We start from the raw sequence: 20,849 nt of genomic DNA on the forward strand, positions 1-20,849 counted from the left end.
TGACATCCTGACTCAGGAGTGACAGGTTCAGGTCGGCGGGGGTCGCACCGTTACAAAGGAAACGCGTTTCGGGACAGGCCCGTGACGCCTCTAAACTGAGCCGCGTGACCGAGAACGCTCAGCAGCAGCCACCAGCGCCCACCACCGAACTGCCGACCCAGTACGCGCCGGCCGACGTAGAGGGGCCGCTGTACGAGCGCTGGGTAGAGCGCGGTTACTTCGAGGCGGACGAGAAGAGCGACAAGCCGCCCTACACCATCGTCATCCCGCCGCCGAACGTCACCGGCAGCCTGCACCTCGGGCACGCCTTCGAGCACACCCTCATCGACGCCCTCACCCGCCGCAAGCGCATGCAGGGCTACGAGACGCTGTGGCAGCCCGGCATGGACCACGCCGGCATCGCCACGCAGAACGTCGTCGAGCGGGAGCTCGCCAAGGAGGGCAAGTCCCGCCACGACCTCGGCCGGGAAACGTTCGTCGAGCGCGTCTGGCAGTGGAAGAGCGAGTCCGGCGGCCAGATCAGCGGCCAGATGCGCCGCCTCGGCGACGGTGTCGCCTGGTCGCGCGAGCGCTTCACGATGGACGAGGGCCTCTCCAAGGCCGTCCAGACCATCTTCAAGCGGCTCTACGACGACGAGCTGATCTACCGCGCCGAGCGCATCATCAACTGGTGCCCGCGCTGCCTGACCGCGATCTCCGACATCGAGGTCGAGTACCAGGACGACGACGGCGAGCTCGTCTCCATGAAGTACGGCGAGGGCGACGACACCATCGTCGTCGCCACCACCCGCGCGGAGACCATGCTCGGTGACACCGCCGTCGCCGTTCACCCCGACGACGAGCGCTACAAGCACCTCGTCGGCAAGCACATCAAACTGCCGCTGACCGACCGCTCCATCCCGGTCGTCGCGGACGAGCACGTCGACCCCGAGTTCGGCACCGGCGCCGTCAAGGTGACCCCCGCCCACGACCCGAACGACTTCGAGATCGGCCAACGGCACGACCTGCCCGCCATCGCGGTCATGGACGAGCACGCGGTCATCACCGCCCACGGCCCCTTCCAGGGCCTGGACCGGCTCGAGGCCCGCTCCGCCATCGTCGCCGCGCTGCGCGCCGAGGGCCGGATCGTCGCCGAGAAGCGGCCCTACGTCCACTCCGTCGGCCACTGCTCGCGCTGCAAGACCACCATCGAGCCCCGGCTGTCCATGCAGTGGTGGGTCAAGGTCGGCCCGCTCGCCAAGGCCGCCGGTGACGCGGTCCGCGAGGGCAAGGTCACCATCCACCCGCAGGAGATGGAGAAGCGGTACTTCGACTGGGTCGACAACCTGCACGACTGGTGCATCTCGCGGCAGTTGTGGTGGGGCCACCGCATCCCCGTCTGGTACGGGCCGAACGGCGAGGTCGTCTGCGTCGGACCCGACGAGGAGCCGCCCGCCGGCGAGGGCTGGCACCAGGACACCGACGTCCTGGACACCTGGTTCTCCTCCGGACTGTGGCCGTTCTCCACCCTCGGCTGGCCCGAACAAACCGAGTCGCTCGCGAAGTTCTACCCGAACTCCGTCCTGGTCACCGGCTACGACATCCTCTTCTTCTGGGTCGCCCGGATGATGATGTTCGGCCTCTACGCGATGGACGGCACCCCGCCGTTCCACACCATCGCCCTGCACGGCATGGTCCGCGACCAGTTCGGCAAGAAGATGTCGAAGTCCTTCGGCAATGCGGTCAACCCGCTGGACTGGATGGACAAGTACGGCTCCGACGCCCTGCGCTTCACGCTCGCGCGCGGCGCCAACCCCGGCGTCGACGTCCCCATCGGCGAGGACTGGGTCCAGGGCTCGCGCAACTTCGCCAACAAGATCTGGAACGCCACCCGCTTCGCCCTGATGAACGGCGCGACGGTCCAGGGCCCGCTGCCGGACCCCTCGACGATGTCGGCGACCGACCGCTGGATCCTGTCCCGGCTGAACTCGGTCATCGCCGAAGTCGACGCCCACTACGACGACTTCCAGTTCGCCAAGCTGTCCGACGCGCTGTTCCACTTCGCCTGGGACGAGGTCTTCGACTGGTACGTCGAAGTGTCCAAGACGACGTTCCAGGCGGGCGGCGAGCCGGCCGAGGTCAGCAAGCGCGTCCTCGGCGAGGTCCTCGACGTCACGCTCAGGCTGCTCCATCCCATCGTCCCCTTCGTCACCGAGACGCTGTGGACGACCCTGACGGGTGGCGAGTCGGTCGTCATCGCCGACTGGCCCGCCGACAGCGGCTTCCGGGACGCCGGCGCCGAGCGGGAGATCGCCACGCTCCAGTCGGTGATCACCGAGGTCCGCCGCTTCCGCGCCGACCAGGGCCTGCAGCCCGGCCAGCGGGTTCCGGCCCGGCTCACCCTCGACGGCACGGCGCTCGCCCCGCACGAGCCGGCCATCCGGCAGCTGCTGCGCCTCCAGCCGGAGGGCGACGCCTTCACCGCGACGGCGACCCTGCCCGTCGAGAGCGCCGAGGTCGCGCTGGACCTGTCCGGCGTGATCGACGTCGCCGCCGAGCGCAAGCGGCTCGCCAAGGACCTCGCCGCCGCCGAGAAGGAGAAGACCCAGGCGACGGCGAAGCTCGGCAACGAGGCGTTCCTGGCGAAGGCGCCGGACCACGTCGTGGACAAGATCCGCACGCGGCTGGCGAAGGCGGAGGAGGACATCGCCCGCATCACCGCCCAACTGGAGCGCCTGCCCCAGACCTGAGGCGGCCCCCCCGGCCACCCACGGCCCCCGACCGCAGCGGCCGGGGGGCCGTCCGCGTGCGGCCGGTGGCGTCGGGGTCACCGGCCGGCTGGTGCGTCTGGCGGAGGTCTGGCCGACCCCGGCACGCACGGCCTCCGACCGCGGTGGTCCCGGGCCGTTCCTCTCGCGGGCGCGGTCATGGCCTCCGACCGCTGCGGTCGGAGGCCGTTCACGTCGTGGTGGGGGGTGCGTAACCCGGCCGGGGGAGGCTGCGGCTCCGTCCGCCGTCCGGCCGCCGCCGTCAGGAGCACCCCGCGATGCCCCGCACCACCGCGCCGCAGCCCGCCGAGCCGCCCGTGCGGGACGGGCCGCCCCACGCGGACCGGCGCCACGACATCGACCTGCTGCGCGTGCTCTGCACCGCCGCCGTCGTGCTGGTGCACGCCTCCGCCGAGTTCCTCGACGCCGGGCACCGCACGAGCGGCGTCGTCGGCGACTCGGCCGGCCGGTTCGCCGTACCCGCGTTCTACGCCATGGCGGGGTGGGCCGCCCTCGCCGGCTCGCCGGTGCGCGACGAGGCCCGGCTCCTCACCCGGCTCGGCCGGATCCTGCGCCCGATGGCGGTGTGGACCGCCCTCTACCTCGCGTGGCAGCACCTGAGCGGACCGCCGCCCCCGGACGGCACCGCCAGGGAGGCGCTCGGGGCGCTCTTCGGCTCCGTCGAGGCCGCCTTCCACCTCTGGTACCTCTACGCCTACGTCCCGCTCCTGCTGCTCCTCGGCTGCGCCGTGCTCGTCCTGCGGCAGGGTGCCCTGCCCCGCCGGGCGCTGCTGCTGCTCGTCGCCTTCGCCGTCGCCCCGGCAGCCACCGGGGACCTGCGGACGCTGACCGGGCTGCCGCCGCACACCTGGGAGTGGGGCGTGTCGCTGTCCTCGCTCGGGTACGCGGTCGCGGGCGCCGCCCTGCTCACCGCCCGGCGGGACGGCCGGCACGGCCCGCGCCCGCTGTGGCTCGCGGCCACGGCGGTCGCCCTCGTCGCGCTCGTCGCGTACCAGTTCACGGTGCGCCACCCCGCCGCCTACGGAAGCGTGGCGGTGGCCGCACCGACCTTCGCGGTGCTCGCGGCGGTGACCGGGGTACGTGTGCCCCGGCGGGCGCGGGCGGTGCTGGAACGGCTGTCGGACGCGTCGTTCGGCACCTATCTGGTGCATCTGCTGTGGGTGTCCCTGCTGGCCGGGCCCGCCGCCGAGGCGCTGCCGGCGGGGTGGTGGGCGCCCCCGGGGCTCGCCGTGACGGCGGTGGCCGCGGCCGCGCTGTCCTTCGCCGCGAGCGTCCTGTGGGGCCGCCTCGGGCTGCGGAAATGGCTCGGCTGACGCGGGGGCCGGGGCCTGGCCGGTGCGGGCCCGGCGGCTCCGTAGACTGGGGGCCGTGAGCGAGCGCCCAGAATCAGCAGGTCCCGACCCGGACGACACCTTTGACGAGTTCGCGGAGCTCGTCGAGGAGGAGACCCGCCGCGATCCCGATCTCGCGGTGATCGAGGCCGGCAGCCGCACCCTGCGCACCCAGAGCGGCCCGCCGCAGGCGGACGTGCCCGCGCGGCCCGAGGACCCCGAGACCGACCGGGCCCTGCGCGAGGTCGAGGAGGAGCTCGCCACCCGCTGGGGCGAGACGAAGCTGGAGCCGTCCGTCGCCCGGATCTCCGCGCTGATGGACGTGCTGGGCGAGCCGCAGCGCGCCTACCCGTCGATCCACATCACCGGCACCAACGGCAAGACCTCCACCGCCCGCATGATCGAGGCGCTGCTCGGCGCGTTCGAACTGCGCACCGGCCGCTACACCTCCCCGCACGTGCAGTCGGTCACCGAGCGGATCAGCCTCGACGGGGCGCCGGTCTCCGCGGAGCGGTTCATCGAGACCTACCGGGACATCAAGCCGTACATCGAGATGGTCGACTCCCAGCAGGAGTACCGGCTGTCCTTCTTCGAGGTGCTCACCGGCATGGCGTACGCCGCCTTCGCCGACGCCCCCGTGGACGTGGCGGTCGTCGAGGTCGGGATGGGCGGCAGCTGGGACGCGACCAACGTGATCGACGGCGGCGTCGCCGTGGTGACGCCGATAGACCTCGACCACACCGACCGGCTGGGTGCCACCCCCGCGGAGATCGCCACCGAGAAGGCCGGCATCGTGAAGCGGGACGCGACGGTGATCATGGCCCAGCAGCCGGTGGACGCCGCGCAGGTGCTGCTGAAGAAGGCCGTCGAGGTCGACGCGACGGTGGCCCGCGAGGGGCTGGAGTTCGGCGTCGTCGCCCGGCAGGTCGCGGTGGGCGGCCAGCAGGTGACCCTGCGCGGGCTGGGCGGCGAGTATCCCGAGGTGTACCTCCCGCTGCACGGCGCCCACCAGGCGCACAACGCGGCTGTGGCGCTCGCCGCAGTGGAGGCGTTCTTCGGCGTCGGCGCGCAGCGCGTCGAGCCGCTCGACATCGACACGGTGCGCAAGGCGTTCGCCGCCGTCGCCTCCCCGGGCCGGCTGGAGGTCGTACGGCGCTCGCCGACCGTCGTCCTGGACGCCGCGCACAACCCGGCGGGCGCGCGGGCGGCGGCCGCCGCCGTCGGGGAGGCGTTCCAGTTCAGCCGGCTCATCGGGGTCGTCGGCGCGAGCGGCGACAAGAACGTGCGCGGGCTGCTGGAGGCGTTCGAGCCGGTCTTCGCCGAGGTCGTCGTCACGCAGAACTCCAGCCACCGCGCGATGGACGCCGACGCGCTGGCCGCCGTCGCCGTCGAGGTGTTCGGCGAGGACCGCGTCCAGGTCGAGCCGCGGCTGCCGGACGCGCTGGAGGCCGCGATCACGCTGGCCGAGGAGGAGGGCGAGTTCGCGGGCGGCGGTGTGCTCGTCACCGGTTCCGTCATCACGGTCGGCGAGGCCCGGCTGCTGCTGGGAAGGGGGTGAGGACCGGTGCGTACGCTCTGCGCCTCGACGCTGATCGGTGAGTTCTTCGTCATCGGTTTCGCCGGGCTGGTCGCGATGAAGGACGCGGACCTGTCCACCGGCACCGTGTGGACGGTGTGCGGCGTCGCGATGTTCCTGTGCGTGGCCCTGTGCGGGATGATCACGCGGCCCGGCGGGGTGGCCCTCGGCTGGGCGCTGCAGATCGCCCTCGTCGCCTCCGGGATCTTCGTCCCGATGATGTACTTCATGGGTGCGCTCTTTGCCCTGCTGTGGTGGGCCTCGGTGCACTTCGGGCGAAAGGTGGACGAAGCCAAGGCGAGGTTTGCGGCGCAGCAGCAGGCGTAGCCGGGCGTTGTCGGTACCGGCTGCTTTACTGTGCTCGGCACCAGGGCCCTCTCCGCCGTCGCGGAGGTGGTCCCGGCTTTCCCTTTTGCTCGACGTATTGCTGATCGTGCTCCCCGCCGCCGCGGGGCCTTCGGGCCGGTCCGGGTGCTGTCTTCTCCGTTCCACCCGGTAGCCTCAGGTCATTCGATTTCCTGGCCTGCAAGGAGCCGCACACCATGACCCAGCGCACCCTCGTCCTCCTGAAGCCGGACGCCGTCCGCCGCTCACTGGTCGGCGAGATCATCAGCCGTATCGAGCGCAAGGCCGGCTGGAGGATCACGGCGCTGGAGCTGCGCACCCTGGACCGTGCCACGCTGGAGCAGCACTACGCGGAGCACGTCGGCCGCCCGTTCTACGAGCCGCTTGTGGAGTTCATGGCGTCCGGGCCGGTCGTCGCGATGATCGTCGAGGGCGAGCGGGTGATCGAGGGGCTGCGCAAGCTGGCGGGGCCCACCGACCCGATCGCCGCCGAGCCGGGGTCGATCCGCGGCGACTTCGGGGTGATCGTCCGGGAGAACCTGATCCACGCCTCCGACTCCGAGGAGTCCGCCGAGCGCGAGGTGAAGATCTTCTTCCCGGGCCGCGCGTGACCTCGTACGGCCGGCCGCGCATATCCCGCGCATAACGATCACATCGCGGGTGTGTACGCGGCGTATGCCGCGTGCCGGATGGTCTGGGGGCTTTGCCCCCGGACCTTTTTTGGCATATGCGAGGCGTTCGGGGGAACGGATGCCCCCGATGGCCCGTCTCCACAAGCAGGGCGACACGCCATCTGATGACAATGGCGAAGACCCTCGCGCAGTGTTCGCGAAGGCGCGTCTACCATGGAAGCCTTCACGTCACCGCACCCACCTCGCCAACCTGAAAAGCCCTCAAAAGCTCGTGGGAAGGCCAGACGAATCCTGATGGGGAACTCAATGTCGTTCATCGGCCGTGACATGGCTGTCGACCTCGGGACCGCCAACACGCTGGTGTACGTCAGGGGTCGCGGGATCGTACTCAACGAGCCGTCCGTGGTCGCGATCAACACCAACACCGGTGGCATCCTCGCGGTCGGTGCCGAAGCGAAGAAGATGATCGGGCGCACGCCCGGCAACATCGTTGCCGTGCGCCCGCTGAAGGACGGCGTCATCGCCGACTTCGAGATCACCGAGCGGATGCTCCGCTACTTCATCCTGAAGATCCACAAGCGGCGGTATCTGGCCCGGCCGCGCGTCGTCGTGTGCGTCCCCTCGGGCATCACCGGCGTCGAGCGCCGCGCCGTGATCGAGGCGTCGTCCCAGGCCGGCGCCCGCCAGGTGCACATCATCGAGGAGCCCATGGCCGCCGCCATCGGCTCCGGGCTGCCGGTCCACGAGGCCACCGGCAACATGGTGGTGGACATCGGCGGCGGCACCACGGAGGTCGCGGTCATCTCCCTCGGCGGCATCGTCACCGCCCAGTCCATCCGCGTCGCGGGCGACGAGCTGGACAACGCCATCATCCAGCACATCAAGAAGGAGTACTCGCTCCTGCTGGGTGAGCGGACGGCCGAACAGATCAAGATCACGATCGGTTCGGCGTACGACCTCGACTCCGACGAGCACACCGAGATCCGCGGCCGGGACCTGGTGTCCGGACTGCCCAAGACCGTCGTCATCTCCGCGGCCGAAGTGCGCAAGGCGATCGAGGAACCCGTCAACGCGATCGTCGACGCGGTCAAGACGACCCTCGACAAGTGCCCGCCGGAGCTCTCCGGCGACATCATGGACCGGGGCATCGTGCTGACCGGCGGCGGCGCCCTGCTGCGCGGCCTCGACGAGCGGCTGCGCCGGGAGACGGGCATGCCGATCCACATCGCCGAGGACCCGCTGGACAGCGTGGCGCTCGGCTCCGGCAAGTGCGTGGAGGAGTTCGAGGCGCTCCAGCAGGTGCTGGACGCCCAGCCCCGCAGATGAACCGCGCCTCCGACTCCGCCGTACGGGACGTTCCCCTCTCGTACGGCGGATCGCTGGCATAGCGGCCCCGGCTCCCCCACGAGCCCGGCCGCACCGGACATGCCGCCCCCACACCTGAACAACACGACACCTCATACCCGTTCTCGACGAGGAAGGCACGGCCGCCGCACGTGAGGGACACGAAAGAGAGCCGGCTGCTCCTGGTGCTGCTGATCGCCATCGCGTTCGCACTGATCACGGTGGACATCCGCGGCGGGGAGGACTCGCCGGTCGACGGGGCCCGGCAGGCCGCGGCGACCGTCTTCGGCCCGATCGAGAACGGCGTGTCCAGCGCGGTCGACCCGATCGGCAACGCGGTCACCGCCGTCCGCGAATCCGGTGACCGGCACGACCGGCTCGCCGAACTGGAGCGGGAGAACACCGCGCTCAGGGCCGAGCTCGGCAGCGACGACCGCAACCGCAGCCGCCTCGACCAGCTCGAGAAGCTGCTGAAGATCTCCGGCCGGGGCCAGTACGGCATCAAGGGCGCCCAGGTCATCGCCATAGGAGCGGCCCAGGGCTTCTCCTGGACCATCACCATCGACGTCGGCGCGAGCGACGGCATCAAGCGCGACATGACCGTACTCAACGGCGACGGACTCGTCGGCCGCGTCACCACCGTCGGCCCGAACTCCGCCACGGTGCTGCTCGCCAGCGACCCCGACTTCACCGTCGGCACCCGCATGGAGGCCAGCGACGAACTCGGCTTCGCCTCCGGCCAGGGCGACCGCCCGCTGCGCGTCGAACTGCTCAACGGCAAGGCCGAGATCAAGAAGGGCGACCGCCTGGTCACCTTCGGCTCCCAGGCCGACAAGCCGTTCGTGCCCGGCGTCCCCGTCGGCGTCGTCTCCCGCGTCGACCCCTCCGGCGGCGACCTCACCCGCACCCTCTACGTCACGCCGTACGTCAACTTCAGCAAGCTCGACGTGGTCGGCGTCGTCGTCCAGTCCCCGGAGAAGGATCCGCGCGACACGGTGCTGCCCAAGAAGCCCAAGCCGACGCCCACCCCGACCGTCACGGTGACGGTCACCCCCTCCGCCCCCGCCGGCGGCCAGTACCAGCAAGAGCAGTAGGAGCTGACACCCCCATGCGCGTCAACCGGATCCTGCTCTCCAGCTCGCTGATCGTCGTCGCCCTGGTGATCCAGGTGAGCGTCCTCGCCCGCCTCCACCTCCCGGGCGCCGTTCCCGACCTGCTGCTGCTCACCGTCCTCGGCCTCGCCCTGGTCTACGGCCATGTCGGCGGCGCCCTCGTCGGCTTCGCCGCCGGTCTCCTCGTCGACCTCGCCCCGCCCGCCGACCACGCCGCCGGCCGCTACGCCCTCGTGCTGTGCGTCATCGGCTACCTCGCCGGACTCGTCAAACCCGAGAGCGGCCAGGTGAAGTCCGCCACCGGCCCCATGGTCGTGGTCGTCGCCGCCGCCGTCGGCTCCACCCTGCTCTACGCCGGTGTCGGCGCCCTCGTCGGCGACACCGCCGCCCGCCACGTGGGCCTGAGCAAGCTGCTGTTCACCGCCGCGCTCTACGACCTGCTGCTCGCGCCGTTCGTCGTCCCCGGCGTGATGGCCCTGGCGCGGCGCGCCGAGAACGACCCGCTCGCCGAGACGGGCTCCGCCAAGTCCGGCGACATCTCCTCCGGCTGGCTCTCCGGCGGCACCGGACTGCGCATCGGCGGCCAGAAGAACGGACTGCGCGTCAAGGCGGCCCGGGCCCGGGTGGCCCGCGCCGGACGCATCAAGGGGGTCAAGCGCCTGTGACCTGGCGGAACTTCACCCCAACGAGTGAACGACGGGGGAACGCCGGCACCGGCCCCGGCCGTTCATCCCTCGTACCCACCCACGCGCACACGCCCTGAGAGGAGGACATCACGTGACCAACATCCCCGAGACCGGCCGCAGTCCGCGGGTCCAGATCCGCCTCGTCGTCATCCAGGTCCTCGTCATCTCCCTCCTCGGCACCCTCGGCGGGCGCCTGTGGTACCTCCAGATCCGCGAGGGCGACCAGTACGCCAAGGAGGCCAGCGGCAACCACGTCCAGCAGGTCGTCCAGCCCGCCGTCCGCGGCTCCATCCTCGACGCCCGCGGAGTGGCCCTCGCCGACAACGAGACCCGGCTCGTCGTCTCCGCCTCCCGCACCGAGCTGCTGAAGATGAAGGACGACGGCAAGGCCGTCCTCACCAAGCTCGCCGGCGTCCTCGGCATGAAGCCGAAAGAGGTTCAGGAGAAGGTCCGCCTCTGCGACGCCGAAACCCCCCAGCCCTGCTGGAACGGCTCGCCGTACCAGCCCATCCCCATCACCGACGAGGCCACCCCCAAGCAGGCCCTGCAGATCCGCGAGCGCGCCGAGGACTTCCCCGGTATCACCGCCGAACCCCAGGCCGTGCGCCGCTACGCCGCCCCCGGCAAGGCCAACACCGCCCAGGTCCTCGGCTATCTGTCGCCCGTCACCGACGAGGAGATCCAGAAGGCGCAGGACACCGACTCGCCGTACCTGCGCTCCGACATGGTCGGCCGCTCCGGCCTCGAGCGGCAGTACGACAAGCAGCTGCGCGGCAAGGCGGGCGTCACCCGCTACGAGGTCGACAAGCTCGGCCGCGTCCTCGGCCAGGCCGAGTCCGACCCCGCCGAGCCCGGCTCCAACCTCGTCACCAGCATCGACGCCCGCGTCCAGCGCATCGCCGAGTACGAGCTGAACGAGGCGATGAAAGACGCCCGCAAGGTCCACGACCGCAACACCAACCGCAACTACGAGGCCGACTCCGGAGCCGTCGTCGTCATGGAGGCCAAGACCGGCCGCATCGTCGCCATGGCCTCCAACCCCACCTACGACCCCAACGCCTGGGTCGGCGGCATCTCCGCCAAGGACTACGCGGCCCTCACCGGCAAGAAGTCCAACTACCCGCTGCTCAACCGCGCCACCCAGGGCCTGTCGGCACCCGGCTCCATCTTCAAGGTGATCCCGACCGCCGCCGCCATACAGGCCGGCTACTCCTTCGACGGCCCCTACGAGTGCTCCAGCTCGTACTCCATCGGCGGACAGGTCTTCAAGAACTTCGAGTCCCAGAGCTACGGCGGCATCAGCCTCGGCCGCGCCCTGGAGGTCTCCTGCGACACCGTCTTCTACCGGCTCTCCCACGAGGAGTGGAAGCGCGACGGCGGCAACAAGCCCAAGAAGAAGCCGAACGACTGGTTCTACAAGACCGCCCACCAGTTCGGCCTCGGTGAGAAGACCGGCATCGACCTGCCCAACGAGGTCACCGGCCGCGTCCCCGACCGCCAGTGGAAGAAGGACTACTGGCAGGCCAACAAGGACGCCTGGTGCAAGACCGGCAAGAAGGACGGCAGCTACGCCGAGCGCATCGCCTACGAGAACTGCCTCGAAGGCAACCGGCTGCGCGCCGGTGACTCCGTCAACTACTCCATCGGCCAAGGCGACACCCTCGTCACCCCCATCCAGATGGCCACCATCTACGCCGCCATCTCCAACGGCGGCACCCTGTACGACCCCACCATCGGCAAGGCCGTCATCAGCCCCGACGGCAAGACGGTCACCGAGATCGAGCCCAAGGCCCACGGCAAGCTGCCCACCAGCAAGAAGACCCTCTCCCAGATCGACGGAGCCCTCGCCGGCGTGGCCACCCACGGTACGGCCGCGTGGCGGTTCGGCGGCTGGCCGCAGGACGAGATCCCGATGCACGCCAAGACCGGTACCGCCGAGGTGTACGGCAAGCAGACCACGTCCTGGTTCGCCACCTACACCAAGGACTACTCGATCGTCATGACGATCTCCCAGGGCGGTACGGGCTCCGGCGCCTCGGCCCCCGCCGTGCGCAGCATCTACAACGCGCTGTACGGCGTCTCCCCGGACGGCGAGATCGACAAGAAGAAGGCACTGCTGCCCACCCCCCAGAAGAAGCTCCCCGAGGTCCGCACCGACGGCACCATCAAGTCCCCGAAGCTCCCCAAGGACCCCGCCAAGGAGCACCGCGCGAGCCCCTCGCCCGGCGCGAGCGCCACCACCGGGCAGGACGGCGACACCGACACGCCGGCCAGCACCGTCGCCTCACCGGAGAACCCCAACCGCGACACCCGCCGCCGCGAGCGACGGCGGGGCGGCGGACGCCGCGGGGGCGACGGACAGCCGCGCGGCGACGGGCATCCCCGCGCTGAAGGGCGGTCCCGTGCCCGCGCCCGCATCCGTCACCGGCGCCGCCGGTCCGGCACCCGGGGGACGGCATCATGACCGGCGGCGTCAACAGCTTCCACGTCTCCGGATACGGCCCCGAGCGGGCCGGCTGGACCCGGATCTTCGCCCGCGACTCCCTGGCCCGCCGCCTCGACTGGCCGATACTGCTCTCGGCGATCCTGCTGTCCCTGCTGGGCTCGCTCCTGGTCTACTCGGCCACCCGCAACCGCACCGAGCTCAACCAGGGCGACCCCTACTACTTCCTGGTCCGGCACTGGCTCAACACCGGCATCGGACTCGCCCTGATGATCGGCGCCCTCTGGCTCGGCCACCGCGCCCTGCGCACGGCCGTGCCCCTGCTGTACGGCGCCTCGGTCTTCCTGATCCTGCTGGTACTCACCCCGCTGGGCTCCACCATCAACGGCGCCCACTCCTGGATCAAACTCCCCGGCGGCTTCTCCCTCCAGCCCTCCGAGTTCGTGAAGGTCACGATCATCCTGGGCATGGCGATGCTGCTCGCCGCCCGGGTCGACGCCGGCGACAAGCCCTACCCCGACCACCGCACGGTCCTCCAGGCACTCGGACTCGCCCTCGTCCCCATCCTGATCGTGATGCTCATGCCCGACCTCGGGTCGGTCATGGTCATGGTTGTCATCGTGCTCGGCGTACTGCTCGCCTCCGGCGCCTCCAACCGCTGGATCTTCGGCCTGCTCGCCGCCGGCGCCGCCGGCGCGGTCACCGTCTGGCAGCTCGGCGTCCTCGACGAGTACCAGATCAACCGGTTCGCCGCCTTCGCCAACCCCGAACTCGACCCCGCAGGCGTCGGCTACAACACCAACCAGGCCCGCATCGCCATCGGCTCCGGCGGACTGACCGGCTCCGGCCTCTTCCACGGCTCCCAGACCACCGGCCAGTTCGTGCCCGAGCAGCAGACCGACTTCGTCTTCACCGTCGCCGGGGAGGAACTCGGCTTCGTCGGCGGCGCGCTGATCATAGGCCTGCTCGGCATCATCCTCTGGCGCGCCTGCCGCATCGCCCGCGACACCACCGACCTGTACGGCACGATCGTCGCCGCCGGCATCGTCGCCTGGTTCGCCTTCCAGACGTTCGAGAACATCGGCATGACCCTCGGCATCATGCCGGTCACCGGACTGCCCCTGCCGTTCGTGTCCTACGGCGGCTCGTCCATGTTCGCCGTCTGGCTGGCGGTCGGCCTGCTCCAGTCGATCCGCATCCAACGCCCGATGTCCGCGTAGCCACCCGCCCGCCACCTCCGGAGCGCACGTCACCGGTGCGGAGCGGCCCACTGCCGCTCCGCACCCGGGGCGACTAGATTCGATGCATGGCGGACACACAGCGCGAGATCGAGCGGAAGTACGAGTCGGACGGCGGCGAACTGCCCGACCTCACCCGCGTCCCCGGCGTCGCGACCGTCCGCGACCGCGGCGTCACCCACCTCGACGCCACCTACCACGACACCGCCGACCAGCGCCTCGCCCGCTCCGCCGTCACCCTGCGCCGCCGCACCGGCGGCTCCGACGCCGGCTGGCACCTGAAGTTCCCCGTCGCCCCCGGCGTACGCGACGAGATCCGCGCCCCGCTCTCCGACACCCTCCCCGACGAGCTCGCCGCCCTGGTCCGCTCCCGCGTCCGCGACCGCGCACTGCGGCCCGTCGTCCGGCTGCGCTCCGACCGCACCGTACGCCACCTTCTCGACGCCGACGGGCGGCTCCTCGCCGAGGTCAGCGTCGACACCGTGCACGCCCAGCGCCTCACCGGCGAGGGCGGCACCGCCCGGTGGACCGAGATCGAGGTCGAACTCGCCGAGGACGGCGACCCCGCCTTCCTCGACAAGGTCGACAAACGCCTGCGCAAGGCCGGCGTACGCCCCTCCGCGTCGGCCTCCAAACTGGCCCGGGCCCTCGCCGAGACAGCCCCGGACGCCACCACACCCCCCGCCACCGAACCCGCCACGGCCCCCGAAGCCGCCCCGAAGCAGAAACGGCGGTCACGCCCCGACGGGAAACCCGTCACCGCCGCGGACCACGTCCTCGCCTACGTCCGCGCCCAGCGCGACGCCCTCGTCGAGCTCGACCCCGCCGTACGCCAGGACGTCCCCGACTCCGTCCACCGCATGAGGGTCGCCACCCGCCGTCTGCGCAGCACCTTCCGCACCTTCCGCACCGTCCTCGACCCCGAGGCGACCGGCCCCGTCGCCGCCGACCTGAAATGGCTGGCCGGGGAGCTCGGCCTGGACCGCGACCAGGAGGTCCTCGCCGAACGCCTCGGCGCCGCCCTCAGCGCACTGCCCGACTCTCTCGTCCACGGCCCGGTCGCCGACCGCCTCGACGCCTGGTCCCGGGCCCGGCACAGCGGAGCCCACGGCCGCATCACCGGCATCCTCGACTCCCGCCGCTACCTCGCCCTCCTCGACACCCTGGACGCCCTCCTCGCCGACCCGCCGCTGCACAAGAAGGCCGGGGCCGACCCGGCGAAGACCCTCACCAAGGCCGTACGCAAGGACTTCGGCAAGGTCGCCGGCCTCGTCACCCGGGCCCTCGACCTGCCACCCGGCACCGACCGCGACGTCGCCCTGCACGAGGCCCGCAAGAAGACCAAGCGCACCCGCTACGCCGCCGAGGCCGCCGTGCCCGCGCTCGGCGGACCGGCGAAGGAACTCGTCGGCGCCATGAAGTCCCTCCAGGGCCTGCTCGGCGACCACCAGGACAGCGTCATGGCCCGCCGGACCCTGCGCGAGCTCGCCGCCGTCGCCCACGCGGCAGGGGAGAGCGCCTTCACCTACGGCGTCCTGTACGGCCGCGAGGAGCACCGCGCACAGGCCGCCGAGGCCGCCCTGCCCGAGGCCTGGACCTCGATCAGGAGAAGCACCGCCCTCTGAGCGCGTGCGGGGGACCCCTCCGGCCGGGTTACGCTGAATGGTCACCCCTGTCAGCACACAAAGGTTCGCGAGATGCCTGCCGAAGCCGCCGAGTCTGTGAAATCCGTGTTTCCGCAGCTCGAAGCTCTGCTCCCGCATGTGCAGAAGCCGATCCAGTACGTCGGCGGAGAGCTCAACTCCACGGTCAAGGACTGGGACTCCTGCGACGTCCGCTGGGCGCTCATGTACCCCGACGCCTACGAGGTCGGACTGCCCAACCAGGGCGTCATGATCCTCTACGAGGTCCTCAACGAACAGGACGGCGTCCTCGCCGAGCGCACCTACAGCGTGTGGCCGGACCTCGAGGCGCTGATGCGCGAGCACCGGGTCCCGCAGTTCACCGTCGACAGCCACCGCCCGGTCCGGAACTTCGACGTGTTCGGCCTGAGCTTCTCCACGGAGCTCGGCTACACCAACATGCTCGCCGCCCTGGACCTGGCCGGCATCCCCCTGGAGGCCAAGGACCGCACGCTGGACGACCCGATCGTCATGGCCGGCGGCCACGCCGCGTTCAACCCCGAGCCGATCGCCGACTTCATCGACTGCGCGGTCATCGGCGACGGCGAGCAGGCCGTCCTCGAGGTCACGCGGATCATCCGCGCCTGGAAGGAGGAGGGCCGCCCCGGCGGCCGCGAGGAGCTCCTCTTCCGCCTGGCGAAGACCGGGGGGGTCTACGTCCCCGGCTTCTACGACGTCGAGTACCTCCCCGACGGCCGTATCGCCCGCGTCGTACCGAACAGGTCCGGCGTCCCGTGGCGCGTGTCCAAGCACACGGTGATGGACCTCGACGAGTGGCCCTACCCCAAGCAGCCCCTCGTCCCGCTCGCCGAGACCGTCCACGAGCGCATGTCCGTGGAGATCTTCCGCGGCTGCACCCGGGGCTGCCGCTTCTGCCAGGCCGGCATGATCACCCGCCCGGTACGGGAGCGTTCGATCACGGGCATCGGCGACATGGTCGACAAGGGCCTGCAGGCCACCGGCTTCGAGGAGGTCGGCCTCCTTTCGCTGTCCTCCGCCGATCACTCGGAGATCGGCGACATCGCCAAGGGCCTGGCCGACCGCTACGAAGAGGACAAGATCGGCCTCTCCCTCCCCTCCACCCGCGTCGACGCCTTCAACATCGACCTGGCCAACGAGCTGACCCGCAACGGCCGCCGCTCCGGCCTCACCTTCGCCCCCGAGGGCGGCTCGGAGCGCATCCGCAAGGTCATCAACAAGATGGTCTCCGAGGACGACCTGATCAGGACCGTCGCCACCGCCTACGGCAACGGCTGGCGCCAGGTGAAGCTGTACTTCATGTGCGGCCTGCCCACCGAGACCGACGACGACGTCCTGCAGATCGCCGACATGGCCACCAGGGTGATCGCCAAGGGCCGCGAGGTCTCCGGCTCCAACGACATCCGCTGCACGGTCTCCATCGGCGGTTTCGTCCCCAAGCCCCACACCCCCTTCCAGTGGGCCCCGCAGCTCTCCGCCGAGGAGACCGACGAACGCCTCGGCAAGCTCCGCGACAAGATCCGCGGCGACAAGAAGTACGGCCGCTCCATCGGCTTCCGCTACCACGACGGCAAGCCCGGCATCGTCGAGGGCCTGCTCTCCCGCGGCGACCGCCGCATCGGCGCGGTGATCCGCGCGGTCTACGAGGACGGCGGCCGCTTCGACGGCTGGCGCGAGCACTTCTCCTACGACCGCTGGATGTCGTGCGCGGACAAGGCCCTGGCCGAGTTCGGCGTGGACGTCGACTGGTACACCACCCGCGAGCGCACCTACGAGGAGGTCCTGCCCTGGGACCACCTCGACTCGGGCCTCGACAAGGACTGGCTCTGGGAGGACTGGCAGGACGCCCTCGACGAGACGGAGGTCGAGGACTGCCGCTGGACCCCGTGCTTCGACTGCGGCGTGTGCCCTCAGTTCGACACATGGCCACAACTGAGCGACAGCGGCAAGAAGTTGCTGCCGCTGACGGTCAAGAAGTCGGCTCCGACCAGCTGAAATGAGGGAGCGGGGGATGACTGAGCCACTGCGGCGCATCGCTGAGGCTGTGGCGGATGCCACAGAGGATGAGGTGGCCGTGGTGCTCGGTTCCCTCGGGTCCGTGCAGGCGCGGCAGGCGACCCGAGAGGCTCCCCGAACGCCTCTGCCGGCCGCTGGCGCTCACGCGGGCATCCAGTCCGAGGTGGAGTGGATTTAGCTGGCGGCCGCACGAGCATTCTCGAAAGGCATCTGGTGTGATCTGCGGGCTAGCCGGTAGGTCATAGTGTCGCGGTCGATACTGTGGTATTGCCTTTTCGGCTCGTTGGCGATTCCTGCCGATCGTCCCCATTTGTCTATAGCGGGGGCCCTTGATCGGGGCCCTCATCGTACGAGTAGCGCTGCTCATACTGAACTTCACCGATGTTGTGATAGCCGCGCTCTTCCCAGAAACCGCGACGGTCCGACGTCATGTATTCGATTCCACGCACCCACTTGGGGCCTTTATAGCCGTACAGGTGCGGCACCACGAGTCGCAAGGGGAAGCCGTGAGGCAAAGACAGCCGTTCTCCATGATTGTGTGTAGCGAATATGGCATCGCCATATAGAACGTCGCTCAATCGCAGATTTGCACTGTACCCGTACTCCGCCCACACCATAATGTGTGTGACATCAGTGGCTGGCGGAACTAGGTCTAGTAAAGTAGAGGCTTTTACGCCGCTCCAGACATTGCCCGGCCAAGTCCACTTCGATACACAATGGAGGTCGGCAGAGACTTGAGATTTCGGCAAGTTTTGAAACTGATCCAAGGAGAATGAGGTTATATCGTGCATCGCCGTGGCGCCAAAAATGCGAAATTCCCAACGTTCTGGCTTGAATCGGGGAACCGGCCCGAAGTGCTTAGCACCCCAAGAGCTCCGCGTCCTCTGGTCCGGGGCAGAGATAATACTGTAGTCAATGTGGCCGCTAATATTTCGTCTCTGAGTGAAGTCCCAAATTAACCGCTCGGCGTCCTGAGGGGAGTGACGTGCACGGAGCGCCAGGACAGCCTCGAACACCTCGCCTCCAGTTCTCTGGGCGACGAATTTCAGCACTTGCCTCAGTGCCGACTCGTGCCCGGATTCGCGCAGGGCGATCAAGCCGTCAGAGAGTTCATTTATTGGCAGTCGGCTCATGTCACGCAAGAGAAGGTCTAGCTCGGATTTTTTGCCGTTCTCTTGCAGGCGGTTCAGTGCGCGTACAACCTCTGGAAATGGGTTCGCCCATTCATTAGAGTTCCAGATGTGTTGGCCTGTTATTTTGCGGTGCTGACCTAGGGCCTGGGTGGTAGGGCGGACAGATGCTGGTGCTTTGAGTCCGAATGTGCGCGCATCATTCGATGGGGTTTCGCGTGAATTTGTGTGATCCGCAGGTTGTGCTTCGCGAATTAGGAGAACGCAATCGTTGATAGCTTCGTGTACGCGTCTCAGGGCGGAGGATACGTCTCTTAAGAATGTTGCGTCAGAAGGAACGGATGCGCGCTCTATCAACTCGGTCATCGCCCATACATCGATGTTTACGTCATCTGTAGGCGTGTCTTGCAAGTTGACTTTCTGAAGGACCATCCTTAGCTCGGCCACTCGGTCGTCTGTTTGTCGAACCATTAATAGTGCCTGCTGGCGTTCCGTTTCGGCGCGGTTCATCTCGATCTGCGCTTGGGTTAGGTGGGTGCGGGTTGCAGCCAGCCTCGTGCGGATTTTGTCGCTTGGCTTATTGGCGCGTTCAAGTTGGGTGATTTGTTCGCTTAGTCGACCGATCATTACAAGGAGGACGCTAACCAGTTGAGTACTGTTGGTTAGCGCTTGCTCACTCGCTGCGCGCGCTTTGACTGCTTGGACCAAATCGGCCTGGGCCTCGATGGTCTGTTGTTGCGCTGCCACGACTGGGTCGGTTGTGGCAGTGCTCTTGCGGGCTGGCGCTACAGGCTCGCTGTGTGGCGGAGTCGGTGAGTGTCTGTGCCGGTCCCAAAGACGTTTGGCTTGTGATGTGCGCCGTGCCGCAACCCTCTCATCCGCACATACATCGATGATCGCTTCAACTAAGGCCCAGTCCAACCCCTTGCCGCTCAAACGTTCGGAAAGTGTGCTGAGTGGCGGCACGACGCCGGTTGTGAAGTGATCTGGAGTGAGTAGCGTCCTCACTTGGCGAAGCCCCACTCCCTTGGCGTCGATGATGTCCCTCAGTAAGCAAGCAAGATCATTGATCTCTTGGCTGGTGCCTCGCAGAGAGCCCCATCCACGCCCCGGCCTACCCCTGCCCCCCACGCCCCGCCCCTGTCTCTCGTCCGCTGAACATTGAGGTCTTGTTCCCCCGAACAATGATTATTGTCCGGGTGTGACCTGGGCGAAACTCGCGTCGACTAGCTGGACACTACCGCCGAACGCACCGTTTCCGGTGTCAGAACACCTGATTCACGGAGACGATCCCAGATGGCAAGCCGTAGCACGAAGCGTCCCTCCCCTCCCACTGATGACCAGGTCGAGTGCAAGCCCAAGTCTCGCTGGAAGCTCGCAACCGCAGCAGTGGGAGGCGTCTGCGCAGGAGCGGCTCGCGCTCTCACGAGCTGGCTCTTGACCCGCCTGACCGAAGACGACTGAGGGCGCCGGCGTTCCGGGGCGGAAGCATGTGAAGAGGGTGGGATGCCTCATCGTCGAATCCCCTTCGGTAGTCACGCCGTCGCGTGGCGCGTCGTTTCCCCGATACCGTCGCAGTGCGACGTGCGACGGGTTGGTCACCCGTAGGAGTGCGTCGGTTGATCGCGCGACTAGGGGAGCTGGTACGGGCATGGCGGTTGACGCTGCTCGGTCGGAAGAGGGGTTCACGTCCGAGAGGGCTGCGCGCGTGATGAGTACCGCGTGCCGAGTAGCCGGGTTGGATGACAGGGGCGCAGAGCTGATCCGGTTCGGGGAGAACGCTCTGTTCCGTCTGGCGTCGGTGCCCGTGGTCGCGCGTGTGGCACGGGGAGAGGAGTGGCTACCCAAAGCACGTATCGAGGTGGCCGTGTCGCGGTGGTTGGCTGATGAGGGCTTCCCCGGGGCGCGCATCCTCGATGACCTTGAGCAGCCGTTCTTGGTCGACGGACACCCGGTGACCTTCTGGCATCTCATCCGTGAGGGTGACCGTAAGGCGACATACGGGGAGTTGGGCGGCATCCTTCGGGATCTGCACTCGATGACGTTGCCGGCCGGGGTGGAGTTTCCCTCGTTTGATCCCTTCGGTAAGCAGGAGCTGCGGATCAGTCGGGCTCCGATTCCGGAGGATGATCGGGTCTTCCTGTGGAAGCGCTGGCGTGAGTTGCGTGATCAGTTCGAAGAGCTGAGCTTCGAGACTTCCAAGGGGCCCGTTCACGGTGACGCGCACGTGCAGAACCTCATGGTGGACGATCAGGGGCAAGTCATCTTGATCGACTTTGAGGCGTTCTGCTTCGATCACCCGGAGTGGGACCTGATGGTCACCGCCACGGAGCACCACAGCCTTGGGTGGCAGACGGACGAGCAGTACGCCGACTTCGTACGGGCTTATGGGCGGGACCTGTACGACTGGCCGGGGTACGACACGCTGCGTCGGCTTCAAGAGTTCGGCATGACGACGTGGCTCATGCAGAACGTGCGGGAGGACGAGAGGACGGCTGCTGAGTACCGCCGGCGCATCTCGGCCCTGCGTAATGATGACGCGCCTCGGGACTGGCGGCCGTGGTAGC

14 protein-coding genes are annotated in these 20,849 nt (G+C 68.9%); 13 read left to right on the top strand and 1 reads right to left on the bottom strand.

What is annotated here, in order from left to right; genetic code table 11:
* Positions 1-104 precede the first annotated feature (104 nt).
* From AC5L3C_RS25320 to AC5L3C_RS25375, 12 genes are all read left to right on the top strand, one after another.
* Positions 105-2,729 (top strand): valine--tRNA ligase, encoded by a 2,625-nt coding sequence (locus tag AC5L3C_RS25320; protein WP_493651028.1) that lies wholly within the window; start codon positions 105-107, stop codon positions 2,727-2,729.
* A gap of 296 nt (positions 2,730-3,025) precedes the next feature.
* Entirely contained in the window at positions 3,026-4,081 is a 1,056-nt protein-coding gene (locus tag AC5L3C_RS25325) for an acyltransferase (RefSeq protein WP_493651030.1), read from the top strand.
* 55 nt (positions 4,082-4,136) lie between these two features.
* Entirely contained in the window at positions 4,137-5,657 is a 1,521-nt protein-coding gene (folC, locus tag AC5L3C_RS25330; protein WP_493651032.1) for a bifunctional tetrahydrofolate synthase/dihydrofolate synthase, read from the top strand.
* A 6-nt stretch (positions 5,658-5,663) separates the two neighbouring features.
* Positions 5,664-6,002, top strand: a complete 339-nt coding sequence (locus AC5L3C_RS25335; RefSeq protein ID WP_493651034.1) for a DUF4233 domain-containing protein — start codon at positions 5,664-5,666, stop codon at positions 6,000-6,002.
* Positions 6,003-6,217: 215 nt separating this feature from the next.
* On the top strand, positions 6,218-6,631 hold the full coding sequence (gene ndk / locus AC5L3C_RS25340) for a nucleoside-diphosphate kinase (RefSeq protein ID WP_493651035.1): 414 nt from the start codon (positions 6,218-6,220) through the stop codon (positions 6,629-6,631).
* A gap of 327 nt (positions 6,632-6,958) precedes the next feature.
* Positions 6,959-7,978, top strand: coding sequence for a rod shape-determining protein (locus AC5L3C_RS25345; RefSeq protein ID WP_004001297.1), 1,020 nt, complete (start codon positions 6,959-6,961; stop codon positions 7,976-7,978).
* A 170-nt stretch (positions 7,979-8,148) separates the two neighbouring features.
* On the top strand, positions 8,149-9,090 hold the full coding sequence (gene mreC / locus AC5L3C_RS25350; RefSeq protein WP_493651037.1) for a rod shape-determining protein MreC: 942 nt from the start codon (positions 8,149-8,151) through the stop codon (positions 9,088-9,090).
* Between the two features lie 14 nt (positions 9,091-9,104).
* Positions 9,105-9,773: a rod shape-determining protein MreD gene (mreD, locus tag AC5L3C_RS25355; RefSeq protein WP_493651039.1), complete on the top strand. Its 669-nt coding sequence runs from the start codon at positions 9,105-9,107 to the stop codon at positions 9,771-9,773.
* Between the two features lie 112 nt (positions 9,774-9,885).
* Entirely contained in the window at positions 9,886-12,258 is a 2,373-nt protein-coding gene (mrdA, locus tag AC5L3C_RS25360; protein WP_493651040.1) for a penicillin-binding protein 2, read from the top strand.
* On the top strand, positions 12,255-13,457 hold the full coding sequence (gene rodA / locus AC5L3C_RS25365) for a rod shape-determining protein RodA (RefSeq protein WP_125506515.1): 1,203 nt from the start codon (positions 12,255-12,257) through the stop codon (positions 13,455-13,457). Before mrdA ends, rodA begins: the two co-directional genes overlap by 4 nt.
* A gap of 86 nt (positions 13,458-13,543) precedes the next feature.
* Positions 13,544-15,100: a CYTH and CHAD domain-containing protein gene (locus AC5L3C_RS25370; protein ID WP_493651042.1), complete on the top strand. Its 1,557-nt coding sequence runs from the start codon at positions 13,544-13,546 to the stop codon at positions 15,098-15,100.
* A 72-nt stretch (positions 15,101-15,172) separates the two neighbouring features.
* Positions 15,173-17,131, top strand: a complete 1,959-nt coding sequence (locus tag AC5L3C_RS25375; RefSeq protein WP_493651043.1) for a TIGR03960 family B12-binding radical SAM protein — start codon at positions 15,173-15,175, stop codon at positions 17,129-17,131.
* 335 nt (positions 17,132-17,466) lie between these two features.
* On the opposite strand, the gene AC5L3C_RS25380 is transcribed toward AC5L3C_RS25375, so the two are convergent.
* The gene (locus AC5L3C_RS25380; RefSeq protein ID WP_411573094.1) at positions 17,467-18,081 is read right to left on the bottom strand and encodes a molybdopterin-dependent oxidoreductase; all 615 of its coding nucleotides are present in this window, start codon (positions 18,079-18,081) and stop codon (positions 17,467-17,469) included.
* A 1,852-nt stretch (positions 18,082-19,933) separates the two neighbouring features.
* Between AC5L3C_RS25380 and AC5L3C_RS25385 the strand changes: the two genes are divergently transcribed.
* Positions 19,934-20,848 carry an aminoglycoside phosphotransferase family protein gene (locus tag AC5L3C_RS25385; RefSeq protein WP_493651044.1) on the top strand — a complete coding sequence of 305 codons (915 nt, stop codon included), beginning with the start codon at positions 19,934-19,936 and terminating at the stop codon, positions 20,846-20,848.
* Position 20,849 lies beyond the last annotated feature (1 nt).

This window comes from Streptomyces speibonae (assembly GCF_984686075.1).